The organism is Rheinheimera sp. NSM (assembly GCF_052380015.1).
GTDB lineage: Bacteria > Pseudomonadota > Gammaproteobacteria > Enterobacterales > Alteromonadaceae > Alishewanella.
Genome location: NZ_JBQTCI010000001.1, coordinates 326,281 through 340,901 on the forward strand (window position 1 = coordinate 326,281; position 14,621 = coordinate 340,901).

Sequence of the window (14,621 nt, forward strand, 5' to 3'; positions counted from 1 at the left end):
AACGGCCGCTAAGTAATCAGCACTGCGCCCTGCCGCGCTGAAATTGCGCCGGGGCTTATTGTAGTAAGTGCCGGTTCAGCGTAGCTTAGCCAGTATTGCCATTTAGCCGACACGGAGCCGTTAATGACCCTGCAACAAGGATTGTTATTCGCTATTTTATTCAGCACTGTGGCCTTGTTTATCTGGGGCCGCTGGCGCCATGACACCGTAGCCCTGGCAACCTTGATGGCGGCGGTGGCGGCCGGTTTGGTGCCGGCAGAAACCGCATTCAGCGGTTTTGGCCATCCGGCAGTGATTACTGTGGCCTGTGTGTTGGTGCTCAGTTATGCGTTGCAACACAGCGGCGCGGTAGATTTACTGGCGCGTAAATTATTGCCTGCGAGCAGCGGCGTGATGGCCAGCATCGCCCTATTAACGGCGCTGGTTACCGTGCTATCGGCCTTTATGAATAACGTTGGTGCCATGGCACTGATGATGCCGGTGGCCATTCAGGCTGCGACGCGGTTGAATTTAACGCCCGGCCAGGTACTGATGCCGGTGTCCTTTGGTTCAATACTCGGCGGTATGACTACCCTGATTGGCACGCCACCGAATTTGATCGTGTCGGGTTTTCGCCACAGCAGCCAGGGCAGTAGCTTTGCTATGTTTGATTTCAGCCCGGTGGGGGTGCTGGTGGCGCTTGCCGGCGTGGCTTTTATTGCGCTGATAGGCTGGCGTTTGGTGCCGCAGCGTCAGCAAAGCGGAGCGGAAGGTTTTGATACTGCCAGCTATTTAACCGAAGTGCGGGTAGATGCAAAGGGCAAGGCCGATGGTTTACGCCTGGCGGCATTAGAGCAACTGCTGGAAGAAGCCGATGCCCAGGTAGTGGGCCTGGTGCGCAATAAAATGCGGGTGTCGGCGCCTACCGGCTATCGCATGCTAAAAGCCGATGATGTACTGGTAATAGAAGCTGAACCCGAGTCCCTCGGTAATATTCTTGCAGAGCTGGGGCTGACGCTGGAAGAGAACGTTAAAGCGGAGGCCGGCAGCGGCGCAGAGAGCAATGTAAATTCGAGTGGTGGCGAAGAAATTTTGCTGGAGCTGGCGGTATTGCCGGATGCGCAGTTAATTGGCCGTTCGGCGGCTGACCTTAGCTTGCGCAGCCGTTTTGGTATTAATTTGTTGGCCTTATCGCGCCAGGGCAACCGCTCGATAAAACGGCTGCGCCGTACTGAGCTGGCGGCCGGTGATGTGTTACTGATGCAGGGCGATATGGACGTGCTGGCGGCCTTTGCCAGTGAGTTTGGTTGTGTGCCATTGGCCGAGCGTTCTATTCAGGTGCCGGATAAAAAACGGATTTGGTTAACCGGCAGTATTATGCTGTTTGCTGTAGGCGGTGCGGCTTTGGGTTTAGTGCCGGCGGCGATATCGTTCGCGGCGGGGGTGCTGGCCAGTATGTTGTTCAAAGCCGTGCCGCTGCGTAAGGTGTATCAGGCGATTGATTGGCCGGTAGTGGTGCTGTTGGCGGCATTAATTCCGGTCGCTGAAGCGATGTTAACAACCGGCGCTGCCGGTTTATTGGCGGAGTTTATGCTGCAATACTTATCGCAGGGCAGCGCCGTAATAGCGTTGGTCCTGCTGCTGGTGTTAACCATGACCTTGTCCGACTTTATGAATAATGCTGCCACTGCTGCCGTAATGTGCCCGATAGCAGTGAGCATTGCCAGGCAGTTAGATGTAAGCAGCGACAGCTTTTTAATGGCGGTAGCCATAGGCGCATCTTGTGCCTTTTTAACGCCGATAGGGCATCAGAATAATACGCTTATTTTGGGGCCGGGCGGGTTTAAATTCGGTGATTACTGGCGGCTGGGCTTGCCGCTGGAAATACTGGTGGTGTCGGTGTCGGTACCGGCACTTTTATGGTTCTGGCCGCTTTAGTCTGCCGCCGGCCTTTGCTACACTAAACGCGTTTAACGCAGGAGAAATACTATGTCTGAGCTGGATTTTGATTTGGATCATCTGGACTTTGCTGCCGCTGAGCAAAATGTAGAGCGTCAGCAGCAGGATGAGCTTAACCGTGCTGACGAACCACAATATGGCGACGAAGACGACGAGTGCAGTGGTGGCGCCTGTAAGATTTAACCGGTGCCGGCGCTAACCGGTTTATGCCATAACTGACTTACTGCAATACACAATACGCCGGCCAGCATCAGCAATGAAAACGGCAACGGCGTGCCATTATAAAACAGCGCCAGCAATGGCCCGGCCAAGGCGCCGATGCCAAAGCGCAAGGTGCCGATAACCGCCGTGGCCGTGCCACTGTTATCCGGAAATTTCATCAGGATCATCGCATCGGCATTGGTTGCAATTAAGCTTAAGCTGGCCATCAGCGGGGCAATTGACAGCACAGTGTAGACCAATTCAAATTGCCAGAAGTTAAACAGTGTTAACGCGCTGGCGCTTATTATTGCCAGCGCCAGGCCGGCACGCAGCATACGTTGCGGCCCTAAACGGGTTACCAGCCGACTGTTAATAAAATTAGCCAACATCAGCATCAGCACGTTAAAGCCGAACAGCAGGCTAAATTGCTGCTCGTCTACACCAAAAAATTTGATATAGACAAAGGGCACTGCGGTTAAAAAACAAAAAAAGGAAAATGAGGCGAACATTGAGGTAGCAATATCCGGCCGTGCAGAAACACGGGAAAATACCACCTTATAACCGGCAAAAAAGGCCATTTTCTGTACTGTGCCGGCTGGTTTGATTTCCGGCAAGTAGCGCCAGCTTAACAGTAAAATAATGACGGCATAGGCCGCCAGTGAGACAAAAATCATCTGCCAGTTAGCCAGCCACAGCACGCCGCTGCCAATAGCCGGGGCCAGCAAGGGCGCCAGCATCATGATCATTGATACATAAGACATACCCTTAGCGGTATGCTCCTGATAAATATGCCGTACTATGCCGGGCACCACTACTGTTGCCGCCGCGCCACACAAGGCTTGCAGCGCGCGCCAGAACAAAAACCACTCTATGGTACTCACTAAACTTAAGGCTATGCTGGCCAGCACAAAACCGGTTAAACCGAAAATAGCCAGCGGCCGGCGACCGAAACTGTCGGCCAGCGGGCCGCAGATCAGCATACTGATACCAAAGAAGGCGAGGAAAATACTCAGCGATTGCTGCACCATACCAATAGAGGTATTCAGTTGCTGCGCCATGATTGGCATAGCCGGCAGGTACATATCTATTGCCAAAGGGGTAGTAGCAACGACAGCGGCCAGTAATATAATGATCCAACCGGCGGGTTTTTGGGGCATGGGCTTCAGGCTCTTAATTCAGCGGCGCTATATAATACGCGGTTTTGCTGCTGCCGCCTAACAACGCAATGTAAAAATGGGTTACTAAATATGTCTGTCAGAGGCAGCGTAATTTGCATTTGCCGGCCCAAAGCAGTGTAATGCGTTAAATTAGATAAAGCTGTTGTGCCTTTATGAAATGTTGCCGCTACCTGATGATGTTGATCATGCTGTTGCCGCTGCCGTTACTGCAGGCGGCACAGCCACTGCGTGTTGGCTTGCATTTGTCCGCGCCCTGGTCATTTTTCGATGCGCAAGGTGAGCCGGACGGCTATGAATACCGGCTGGTGTCACGCATCTTTAGTGAAGCCGGCTATCAGGTGCAGTATGAGTTTCACAGTTACAGCCGCTTGTTAAAGCAATTTGCCGATAAAAAACTCGATTGCGCTTCACCGGTGGCGATACCGGTAGATGGGGCCAGCTATACACAACCTTATTTACCCTTTCAGGATGTTGCTATTAGCCGGCAAGATACCGGCTTGACGGTAAATAGCCTGCACGATTTGCGTGATAAGCGTATCGCCGCCTACCAACAGGCGCAGCAGGTATTGGGCGCAGACTTTGCGCAGGCCGTCAGTACGGCGGCTTACCTGGAACTGGCTGAGCGGGAGTTGCAACTGGAATTGCTGTTCAGTGACAGAGTGCAGTTGGTGGTGGGGGAGCAACGGGTGCTGCTGTATCTGGCGGCCAAGCTGGCACCCCACATCAGGCTCGCTATCCATCCGATATTTGACGCCAAATCCTATCCCGCGGCCTGCTGGCTGCCGGAACACGCCGCGGCGTTTGATCATGGGCTGGCAAAGCTGGCGCAAAGCGGTGAGTTAACCGCTATTCTGCAGTGGCACGCACCTGCTGCAGTAGCAACAAAATAGCTTAACGGTAAGCATTGCGCTTATACTAATGTAACTAAGCAGGTTAGGATGCCAGAATGAAAAAAACCAAGATAATTACTACAGATGAAATACTACTGACGCTATGTCAGTCTGTTACCAAGGTACTGTCCGGTGCCGGTAACCACAATGTTGCTTACTCGCCGATGGTGCAAAAAATTCAAAAAACCTGCCTGCGGCCTGATCTTGGCTGTTTTGTGTTGTTTGACGGCGGTTTCTCCGGGTTGGTGATTATTAATTTTACAGCCCCCGCGGCGATGGAAATCTATAAAAAATACCTGATGAGCATGGGCATGCCGGAAGATGAGCTGGCACAGTTCCATACCTCGGACGAGGTTGGTAATGTGATGGGTGAGCTGATGAACCAGATCGTCGGTGACTTTACCAACACCGTGCGTTACGACTTACAAACCTCAATTAATCAGAGCCAGCCGAAAATGATGGCGATAAATAAGCAGGTACAAATTCTGATTAATACCCAACTGGACCAGCCGCAGGCGCGCCGGGTCACTTTCAGTACGCCGGAACATAATATTTTTTATCTTGAGCTGGCAATGGATAAAACCGAATTTATTCAATTGCATGAGTTTGACAAAGCCGAGCAGGAGCATCCGGACGATATTTTGGCCAATGCGCAGCAATACAAGCCGGAAAATACCGTTAGCGTTGATATGGATGTTGACGACGACTTTATGAAGAACCTGGGCTTATAACTGAGCGGGGCGGCGTTGCGGCAGGCTAAGCACAAAACGGGCGCCGCCCTTCGCTGACTCTGTCACTGTGACACTGCCCTGATGCCACTGCATTACCCGTTGCACTATCGCCAGGCCTAAACCAAAGCCGCCAGCCTGTTTATTACGGCTGGCTTCAATGCGAAAAAACGGCTGTAAAATTTGTTGCCGTAACTCCGGTGCTATACCCGGGCCGTCATCGTCGACGCTAATTTGCCAGTGCTGTTTATGCTGTGTCAGGCATAAACAGATATGTTGCTTTGCATATTTTTTCGCATTCACCAGCACGTTTTGTAACGCCCGTTCCAGATAATGGCCATCGGCGTACAGGATGGCACTGCCGGGTAACTGCAAGCTGATATCGGCGCCCGGCAGCGGGGCCAGCTTTTCCCGTACATTGTTAATTAACTCAATTAAGTTAATTTGTTGCAGTTGCAGCGGCAACTGGCCGGTTTCCAGCCGTGCATAATCCAGAATTTCATCGACCAGTTGCTGCAGCTCGCGCACGTCCTGCAGCATTAGCTGACGCTCTTGTGCCGGCAACTGCTCCGCCATTTCCAGCGCAAAACTCAGCCTGGCGATAGGGGTGCGCAGTTCGTGTGATACCGCATGGGTCATTTCGCGCTGCAGGTTCAACAAGTCGCGGATGCGCTCACTCATATCGGCAAAGCTTTTTGCTATGGGAGCGATAAAGGAGCGCGCCGGTAAGGTTAATTCAGTATCTCGATTATCGGTAAAGCGCTGTAAACTGTGCTGCAGCCGGCGGATATCACGGGCTACCGGCCCCAGCCATAGGGCGACGGCAATGGCCAACAGCAAAAAGAACAACAGGGTAAACCAGGTGGCACCGTCGTTTTGCGTTAACGGCAAGGGGCCGAAACGCCAGAGCTGCTGTTGCTGCAGATAATAGAAATACACCTGGTTATCTTCAAACAGCGCCAGCACTTCACCGCGTTGCAGTTGCTGTTGCTCCTGCTCCAGCCAACCAATGCTGTTTGCTGCTATGGCAGTGTAAGGCAGTTGAATGGTAGCCGGCCAGCTGGTTTGCGGTTGTTGCACCTGCTGTTGCAGCAAGCTGGTGTAGCTGGCAAGCCAGGGCGGTGCCGCGGCTGGTTGCCATTGCTGCCATAATTGTTCCACGGCCCAGCCGATACCCAGCAGCACCAAAAACAAAAATAAATAGAAATGCCAGAACAGCCGCTGCATATTATCGGTTCAAACCGCGCTAGTGCCAGGCATCAGCAACAAACAAATAGCCCTTGCCCCACACGGTTTTTATCCGGAACGGTGTTTCGGCGTTGTCGCCCAGTTTGCGGCGTAAATGCGAAATGCGCACATCCACGGTGCGATCAAGGCCGTCATATTCACGGCCGATAATTTGTTGGTGAATGGCCTCGCGCTTAACCGTTTGGCCGGCGTGCTTCGCCAGCATCCAGAGTAAATCAAATTCGTAGCTGGTCAGCTCCACCCGTTCGTTGTCATACCAGGCTTCGCGCGAGCGCTGCTTTAGCCATAAGCGGTTAAACTGCAGCTCTTGCTGCTCGGTTTTGCTGGCAGTTTGGGTACGGCGCAGTAAGGCGTTAATGCGTGCTACCAGTACCCGGGGCTCCACAGGTTTGACTACGTAGTCGTCGGCGCCCAGTTCCAGCCCTAACACCTGATCAATATCACTTTGTTTGGCCGTTAACATTAGTACCGGGCCCTTAAACCAGGGGCGGATCTGGCGGCATACACCAAAGCCGTCTAAGCCGGGCAGCATCAGGTCCAGTACAATTAAATCCGGTTGAAACTGGCGGCAATGCTCTGCCACGGCATCGCCCTGGCTTTGCAGCTGCACCACAAAACCGTGCTGGGTCAAAAAGCTTTGTACTAATGAGGCCAGGCGGATATCGTCTTCGACCAACAGTATTTTTGCCATCAAAATATACTCCAGGGGCTGCTTAATCGGCGTCGGGCAGGTTTGCGGCTTAATACCTGTAAATCGGTATGCAGCAGTACCCGGTTATCAGCAGTACGCAGTGTTAAGGCTGCGTTTTGCCAGGCCAACAGTTGTTGCCAGTGGCCAACGGTTTCGTCGTGCCAGCAATGCAGTTTTTGCTCAGCCAAGAATAAACAGGCGCTAAGCGGGGTATGGCTGTGCCAACTTAATTGTAGTTGGGTGCGGCAGCTTTGATCGCGTTGCTCTGTGACACAAATTTGCGGGCTGACATCCCAGCATATCGCGGCGGCACAAGCCGCCGCCGGCACTTGTGGTGTTACGCCGTTAAGCAGTAGCAACAACCAAAATCCGGGCATTAATAAAACCGGTAGCTTATGCCGAGGAACCAGGTGGTAACGTTGTCTGATTTAACCAGCGGGCTGTCAGTCATGGCATCGTCCAGTGATAAATAGCGCAAAAAGGTTAGCAGGCTGACACGCTCTGATACCGGCTTTTGCCAGCTCAGGCGCAATTCCGGTTGCCAACTGGCCTTGCCGTTGTAGCGCGGCAGATAGAAAGGCTCATTATTATCAATGCCATAGTAAGTATCAATCAGTTTGGCGCTTTTCCAGTGTAATTTAGCGCCCAGTTGCCAATTACCAAACCGGCTTTGCCAGTTACGCGCCATACTGACAGTGGCATGCTGGCCCTGGTAGGTGTTGCTGACATCCTGCCACAGCACGGCTTGCAGCTGCCAGTTAGTAGCAAACCAGTCCAGTTGCAGGCCCAAATCAAAGGCGGTGGGCCTTTTGCTGATTTCCCGCACTGAGGCTTGCAGCGGGCCATAGCGCTCGTCGGTAATGCTGAGGCCCGGTGTGGCACTGCTGAATTGAAACGCATTGCCGCCAAACCATTTTTGGAAATAACCTTTCTCCTGATTAAACTGGCCGAGCAGGCTCAGGTGCCATTGCTCCGACAAGGCCCAACCGGTCCCCAGCTTGCCGTTATCAAAAAACCAGTGCTCGGCGTAGTAGTAAATATCGGGTAACAGCACCAGCGGCAGCTCTTCACCGCCATACAGCGGATTGCTGCGCTGGCCATAGCCCAGCGCAAAGCTTAAATGCAGTTGTTGCTCCGTCGCGCACAACGATTCCAAATCGCAGCCAACTGTTGTATCGGCTGTATCGGCATTAGCCGTCATACTCAGCAGACAAAGTAGCAGTAACAAGTATGGCAAGGTGCACCTTTTTTCAGACAGAATTTCAGCTGTGAGAGTGTAGCAAGTTGTACCGCCGGACATAAGCCGGCATAACAATGTTTCACAATTTGCTGTGATTAGTCACAGTAAGTCAAGAGCCGCCTGACTACACTGGGAAAAAAGCATCGAGGATACCTGATGAGAGCTGTTTTGCCGGCCATATTGCTGCCGTTGTTATGCCTGCTGAGTGGTTGTGTGCAGGATCTGACTGCAGACGACACCAGTGCATATCAGATTATTGCCACAGGCAATTCTGCCCAAAGCGATGATAAACGTCTGCAGGTGATTGGCAGCCAAAGCGCGTACGACGATATTTTTTACCGTGTACTGAACCGCAGCGGTATGCCGGAGACGTTTGACTTTAACAATTATCAGGTATTGCTGGTGATGTCAGGAGCGCAGCCTGCCGCTTTAACATTGGATGCAGTTAGCTTTAGTGCCGTGGCGCAGCAGGTTAGCATTACGCTGCAGCCGCAGTACGCCGCCGAAGGCTGTCCGCAGCCTGCCATAGTACAGCAGCCCTGGTTGTTAGTACTGTTTCCTAAAGTGAATAAGCCTCTGGCCATCACAGAGCAGCCACAAATGATCAGTTGTTAACGGCAAAGGGTGATCGGGCCGGCGTGCAGTATGGTATAACTGCAGGTGGCAGGCACAGAACGAAATTGAATCCAGCGTCAATTCCCTCTATGATACCGCCATAACAATTATAAGGCGCTTGTCAGAGTTCGATCCGACTGCGCTGTATTATGCAGTAATTTCGCTGTCACAGCAGAGCACTCAGATGAAAGACAAAGCCACTTCATTCGACATTGCTTATATGGCCGGTGTGTCGCAGTCTACCGTATCACGCGCGCTGCGTAACAGCCCGCAGGTAAATAAAGCCACCCGTGAAAAAGTGCAGGCGATAGCGCGGCAACTGAATTATAAAGTCGATAAAAATGCCAGTAATCTGCGCCAGCAGCGTAGCAGCACCTTGGCTTTGCTGTTGTTTGAAGACCCCACCACAGATGAGTCGCTGATTAACCCGTTTTTCTTATCTATGCTTGGCAGCATTACCCGTGCCTGCGCCAAACGCGGCCAGGACTTACTGGTGTCGTTTCAGCAGCTAAGCGACGACTGGCACGCCGACTATGAAGACAGCAATAAAGCCGACGGCATTATTTTGCTTGGCTACGGCGATTATAAAGATTACGAAGAAAAACTGGCCAAGCTGCTGGCGCAGGAAACGCATTTTGTCTGCTGGGGCGCTGAAGTGCTGGGCCATCCCGAGTTTACCCTGCGCAGCAATAACCGCGAAGGCGGCCGCTTAGCCGGCGAGCACCTGTTAGCTACCGGGCATAAGAAATTCGCTTTTATCGGCAATGCTTCTGAGGGCAGCCCGGAATTTAGCGCGCGTTATTTGGGCTTTATTGATGCGTTAAATATGGCCGGCATAAAAGAAGCGCAAGTACCGCACTTTGATGCCATATCAACCGAAAGCGCCGGCGATAGCGCCACCGAACAGTTATTGGCCGCCGGCCACCAGGTGGATGCGATTTTCTGCGCCAGCGATCTTATTGCCATTGGCGTAATGCGTTGCCTGAAACGGCGCAATTTGCGTGTGCCGGAAGACATCGCCGTAATGGGCTTTGATGATATTCCGGTGGCGTCTTTTGCTACTCCGGCGCTGAGCACGATTCAACAAGATACCACCCAAGCCGGCGAGTTGCTGGTGAACAACCTGCTGCAATTGATCAACAACCAACCTATCAGCGTCAGCCAGATAGAACCGAAACTGATTATTCGCCAATCTTGCGGCTTTTATCTGAATTAAGTGGCCGGCCGCTGCAGCCGGCACCGCATCATTTACCAAATCATAACCCTGCTTACCTTGCTGCAGCTTTGTGTTAATATTCCGCGCCGGAATATTCAGTAAATCAGGAACAAAAGCATGCCCGCCCGTTTTTACTCTGCTGTACTACTGCTGTGTCTGTTTGTTAGCGCACCGTCCATGGCCAGCCAAACCTTAGCCAACCGGATGCTGGACGTACGCCAGGTTGAAGGCGTCGATGTGTATTACAACCTTAGCAACGGCTTGCCGCTGCAGGGCGAATACCGGCTGGTGCGCGATAGCCAGGGTTACACTCTGGCCACCTTTGACCAGGGCCTGGTACAGGGCAGTTGGCAGGTATTTGATCAGCGTAATCAGCCTGTGCTTAGCGGCCACTACCAGGCCGGACGGCAGCATGGCCAATGGCAATACTTTGCTGTCGATGGCAGCATTGAGCAAATTGAGCATTATGAAGCCGGTGTTGCCAGCGGTGAGTGGCAACGCTTTAACAGCCAACGCCAAATAGTGGAAACTACCCGCTTTGAGCGCGGCGAAAAAATTAATGTCAGCCGCTTTTATGATAACGGCAAGCTGCAGAGTGTTGAAACCTATCAGAACAACCTGCGTCACGGCGCCTGGCAAACCTTCCACCTGAACGGTGCAGTAGCCGAGCAGTGGACCTATGCCAATAATCAGTTAACCGGGTTGTATCAAAGTAACGATGAGCAGGGCAACGTGCTGTTGCAGGGGGAGTACGATGCAAAGGGCCAGCAACACGGCCAGTGGCAGCAGTTTCACGCCGCCGGGGTGCCGGCTGCAAAGGTTAACTATGTCAGCGGCAAGCGTCATGGCAACAGTGAGCAGTTCAGCACTGATGGTACTCTGGTCAGCAGCTGTAATTATCAGCATGGCGTACAGCACGGCGAGTGCCGCGAGTTTCACGCTAACGGCCAGTTGATTGCGTTATCGCTGTATCAGCAGGGCAAATTGCACGGCGAACAGCAACGGCTGAGCGCAGAGGGGCAACTGCTGGAAAAGCTGCATTATATTGACGGCATGCAAGCCGGCGAGCAATTGCACTATCACAGCAACGGTGAACTGGCGCAGCGCATTAACTACCACACCACAGAGCGCAGCGCTAACGGTCAGTTCCCGTTGCATGGTGTATTTCAGCGTTTTCAGGACAATGGCCGGGCAATAGAGTTATCCGGCTATGTTATGGGTGAGCGTGATGGCGTGCATCAGCGCTTTCAGGCTGACAAGCTGGTAGAAGAATCGCAGTATAAGGCCGGTAAGCGCCATGGTTTGAGTAAAACCTTTTACTCCTCCGGTGAGCCGCGCGAGCAAAACAGCTATGTTGACGGCCAGCTCAGCGGACCTTTCAAAAGCTGGCATATTAACGGCACCCTGCGTGAAGAAGGTGAGCGCAAAGACGGCCAACTGACCGGGCGCTACCAAAGCTTTTACGATAGCGGTAAGCCGCAAAAGCTGGAGCATTATGCCGCGGAGAAAAAGCCGTCAGAGTATAAGTTTGCCCTGCACGGCAAATACCAGTATTGGGCCAGTAATGGCGATCTGACCGAAGAAGGCAACTACGTTAATAACAAACGCCATGGTAACTGGATCAGTTATTCACAGGGTGAAAAAAGCAAAGAGCAGGAGTTTGTTGACGGCAAAACCGAAGGCCGTTTTGTGACTTACTACCAGGGCCGGCGCCGCAACAGTGGTTATTACCAAAACAACCAAAAAACCGGGGAGTGGCTGGAATATTATTATCAGGCCGATGATCCGACGTACGGCTTTATTCCGGAAGGCACCATCAGATACAGAACACACTGGCAGGCCAATAAACAACACGGCAAGGCGGAGTTTTACACCGCGAAAAACATTTTGTATAAAGCTGAACAGTGGCAAAACGGCGAAAAAAGCGGTGATTACCAAGAGTTTTATGTTAGCAACGGTGAGCCGAAAATTGCCGGTAAACTGCAAAAGGGCGAGTGGTTTGGCTTGTGGCAGTCGTGGTTTGAAGACGGCACTTTAGCGCAGGCGGTACACTACGATGCCAGCCGTAAGCATGGTTTAGCCCGGGAATATTACGACAACGGCCAGCTGAAAAGCGAAATTGAGTACGAGTACGACAAGCCGCATGGCAACTATAAGCTGTTCCATTTAAACGGCCGGCCGCAGCAACAGGAACACTATGTTAAAGGCTTAAAAGAAGGCAAAGCCGAATACTTTCATCCGAACGGCAAACCGCTGCAGCTGGGCGATTACCTGCGCGATCGCAAAGAAGGCGAGTGGCTGGAATACTGGCCCAACGGCCAGGTACGTACTCAGGGCGGCTATATCAGCAACCGTCCGTCCGGCGACTGGCAGTACTTTGATCAGCACGGCAAACTGATTAAAACCGAGCATAAAGGCTAACACCGTCAACGCTGCTGCCGGCAATGGTAGCAGCGTTTTGCCTTACAGTTTTTAGTTCAATTTTATTGTAATGGTAATTGTTATCATTTACACTTCGCGACCTGTTTAATCCCTCTTGCGATACAGGTTGTGTTATGAAGTTCCGTCTCTCTGCTGTCAGTCTGCTCTGCGCCACGGCACTCTCTGCTGCTACTCATGCCAATACTGAAACCACGGCCGGCGCGGCGCTGGAGCACATCGAAGTAAAAGGCCGCGCGCAAACCCTGTACCGGGTTGATTCTTCCAGCCTGGCCACCCGCACCGATACTGCACTGGATGAAGTGCCGCAGAATATTCAGGTATTGCCCGAAGCCCTGATCCGCGATCAGGCGGCACGGCAAATTACCGACTTGTATCGCAGCATGAGCGGGGTTAGCAGCTTTAGTTATTCCGGCGTGACCTTTCGTGGCTTTCGCCAGGACGAAATCTTATATGATGGTGTACGCGGCGACCCGTTTAATGGCTTCGCGGTGCCGCAGTTATTTAACGTAGCAGAAATTCAGGTGCTAAAAGGCGCAGCCGGTGCGCTGTATGGCAGTATGGCGCCGGGCGGCCTGATCAACTACAGCACAAAAAAACCGACCGCCTTAGCGCAGAGGCAGTTAAAACTGGCGCTGGGTAATGACAGTTTTTACAGTGGCTCGCTGGAGCTGAGCGGCCCGTTAACCGACGATGCGGCCCAGCGTTATCGTGCCGGCATATACAAAGACAGCGAACAGCCGTTCCGGCAAAATACCGACGTGGAAAACCAGATCCTTGACTTTGGCTATGCCATCGACCTGACGCAGGACACTACGCTGACACTGCAATACACCGACGTAGAGCAAGACTACGCCGGTGCGCGTTTACGTGGTGTGGTGGTGGATGCTAAGGGTAACTTTCTGGCCGATCGCAGCTGGAACCATAATGAAAGCAGCGACTTTCAGCTACTCAGCGCCGAAGTGTATCAGGCTCGTTTGGAACAGCAGATAAACGCTTACTGGAGTAGCGATGTTACCGTGCGCGGTTACCAAAACCAGGAGCTGCAAAACTATCATGAGCCGTTTTGCAGTTATGATCGCGATGGTGATGGTGTTATTGATTACTGCGCTCGGCAGTTTCGCGACCAAAACCGCGAAAATGATTCTGTCAGTGTGACCTGGAACAATATTATTGAGCTAAGCACTGCAGGTGTTGAGCATACACTGTTGGTAGGAGCTGACTACCTGCAGCAGGCTTCCTTTTTTTCCGGCCGCAATGCGCAGCCGGTTGAAAGCGGTGGTGTGGTGCCCGGCCTGAGCCTGGTTAACCCGCAATACGGTTTAACCAGCGGTGCTGATTATAACCTTGACGCCGTCACACCAAACATTACCGATACCGAAACCGTGCGTAAGGGCCTTTACCTGCAGGATCAGTTAACGCTGTCGGACAATTGGAACCTGCTGCTGGGCTTGCGCTGGGACAGCTTTGAAGACACCGACAAGCGTGATGGCAGCAAAGTATCGGGTAACGATACCTCGTGGCGGCTGGGTACCACTTATCAGCTAACCGACTATGCCCGTGGTTATCTGGTTGCTGCTACCGGCTTTGTGCCGCAGGCGGCAGCGTCGCAGGCAGAGGCAGTGGGCGGGCCGTTCGAGCCGGAAACCTCGCGTTTATATGAAGCCGGCGTGCGTTTTTCGTTGCTAAATGATAGCGTCCGGCTTAATACCGCTGTGTATGAAATTACCCGGAAAAATATTCTGCAGGCCGATCCTCTCGGCGGAGAAGATACCGATCTGCTGCGGGCCTTAGGCGAAGTGCGCAGCCGCGGCTTTGAACTGGATGTGTTAGGTGATTTAGCCGACAACTGGGTAATGAACCTGAACTATGCCTATAACGATACCCGGGTAATGTAGGACAATAATGGCATTACCAATGCGTTTAACGGCCGCTTTGCCAATGCGCCGCGGCATCAGCTGGGCCTGTGGAGCCGCTATGAATTGCCGGCATTGCACTCATCTTTTGCCGCCGGAGTCGACTATGTGAGCGAGCAGCAAAGTATTGGCGGCCAGCCGGTAAAAGCCTATACGGTGTTTGATATCAGCTGGCAAACCGAGTGGCAAAGCTGGCTGGTGCAACTGAACGTGAAAAACCTGTTTGATAAAACCTATGCCAGCAGCGGTTTTATCGACCGCACCGGGCATTTTCCGGGCGAGCCGCGCCGGCTGTATCTGACTACTACCTACAGCTTCTGA

12 protein-coding genes and 1 pseudogene are annotated in these 14,621 nt (G+C 52.6%); 8 read left to right on the forward strand and 5 right to left on the reverse strand.

The window, feature by feature from the left end:
* Window positions 1-123 precede the first annotated feature (123 nt).
* Complete coding sequence (locus tag ACTZWV_RS01445; RefSeq protein WP_444784829.1) at window positions 124-1,917, forward strand: SLC13 family permease; 1,794 nt, start codon at window positions 124-126, stop codon at window positions 1,915-1,917.
* A 51-nt stretch (window positions 1,918-1,968) separates the two neighbouring features.
* Window positions 1,969-2,121, forward strand: a complete 153-nt coding sequence (locus ACTZWV_RS01450) for a hypothetical protein (protein ID WP_444784830.1) — start codon at window positions 1,969-1,971, stop codon at window positions 2,119-2,121.
* Here ACTZWV_RS01450 and ACTZWV_RS01455 read toward each other — a convergent pair.
* Complete coding sequence (locus ACTZWV_RS01455) at window positions 2,118-3,296, reverse strand: Bcr/CflA family efflux MFS transporter (protein ID WP_444784831.1); 1,179 nt, start codon at window positions 3,294-3,296, stop codon at window positions 2,118-2,120. The two genes, ACTZWV_RS01450 and ACTZWV_RS01455, sit on opposite strands and share 4 nt — an antisense overlap.
* Window positions 3,297-3,469: 173 nt before the next feature.
* Between ACTZWV_RS01455 and ACTZWV_RS01460 the strand changes: the two genes are divergently transcribed.
* Both ACTZWV_RS01460 and ACTZWV_RS01465 read left to right on the forward strand, forming a co-directional pair.
* Entirely contained in the window at window positions 3,470-4,207 is a 738-nt protein-coding gene (locus ACTZWV_RS01460; protein ID WP_444784832.1) for a substrate-binding periplasmic protein, read from the forward strand.
* A gap of 56 nt (window positions 4,208-4,263) precedes the next feature.
* Window positions 4,264-4,938, forward strand: a complete 675-nt coding sequence (locus ACTZWV_RS01465; RefSeq protein WP_444784833.1) for a DUF3334 family protein — start codon at window positions 4,264-4,266, stop codon at window positions 4,936-4,938.
* Here the strand turns inward: ACTZWV_RS01465 and ACTZWV_RS01470 are convergent.
* Genes ACTZWV_RS01470 through ACTZWV_RS01485 form a run of 4 tightly spaced genes read right to left on the reverse strand, consistent with a single transcriptional unit; the run spans window position 4,933 to window position 8,111 of the window.
* A complete protein-coding gene (locus ACTZWV_RS01470; RefSeq protein WP_444784834.1) occupies window positions 4,933-6,162 on the reverse strand; it encodes an ATP-binding protein in 1,230 nt (409 codons plus the stop codon). The two genes, ACTZWV_RS01465 and ACTZWV_RS01470, sit on opposite strands and share 6 nt — an antisense overlap.
* A gap of 19 nt (window positions 6,163-6,181) precedes the next feature.
* The gene (locus tag ACTZWV_RS01475) at window positions 6,182-6,874 is read right to left on the reverse strand and encodes a response regulator (protein ID WP_444784835.1); all 693 of its coding nucleotides are present in this window, start codon (window positions 6,872-6,874) and stop codon (window positions 6,182-6,184) included.
* Entirely contained in the window at window positions 6,874-7,251 is a 378-nt protein-coding gene (locus ACTZWV_RS01480; protein WP_444784836.1) for a DUF3019 domain-containing protein, read from the reverse strand. Before ACTZWV_RS01480 ends, ACTZWV_RS01475 begins: the two co-directional genes overlap by 1 nt.
* The gene (locus tag ACTZWV_RS01485; RefSeq protein ID WP_444784837.1) at window positions 7,251-8,111 is read right to left on the reverse strand and encodes a MipA/OmpV family protein; all 861 of its coding nucleotides are present in this window, start codon (window positions 8,109-8,111) and stop codon (window positions 7,251-7,253) included. The genes ACTZWV_RS01480 and ACTZWV_RS01485 overlap by 1 nt, the downstream gene beginning before the upstream one ends.
* Window positions 8,112-8,270: 159 nt before the next feature.
* Here ACTZWV_RS01485 and ACTZWV_RS01490 point away from each other — a divergent pair, with 159 nt between their 5' ends.
* The 4 genes and pseudogenes from ACTZWV_RS01490 (at window position 8,271) to ACTZWV_RS01505 (ending at window position 14,621) form a co-directional block, all read left to right on the forward strand.
* The gene (locus tag ACTZWV_RS01490; protein WP_444784838.1) at window positions 8,271-8,729 is read left to right on the forward strand and encodes a hypothetical protein; all 459 of its coding nucleotides are present in this window, start codon (window positions 8,271-8,273) and stop codon (window positions 8,727-8,729) included.
* Window positions 8,730-8,913: 184 nt separating this feature from the next.
* Entirely contained in the window at window positions 8,914-9,945 is a 1,032-nt protein-coding gene (locus ACTZWV_RS01495) for a LacI family DNA-binding transcriptional regulator (RefSeq protein ID WP_444784839.1), read from the forward strand.
* Window positions 9,946-10,062: 117 nt separating this feature from the next.
* A complete protein-coding gene (locus tag ACTZWV_RS01500; RefSeq protein WP_444784840.1) occupies window positions 10,063-12,366 on the forward strand; it encodes a toxin-antitoxin system YwqK family antitoxin in 2,304 nt (767 codons plus the stop codon).
* Window positions 12,367-12,500: 134 nt separating this feature from the next.
* Window positions 12,501-14,621: pseudogene (locus ACTZWV_RS01505) on the forward strand (TonB-dependent siderophore receptor).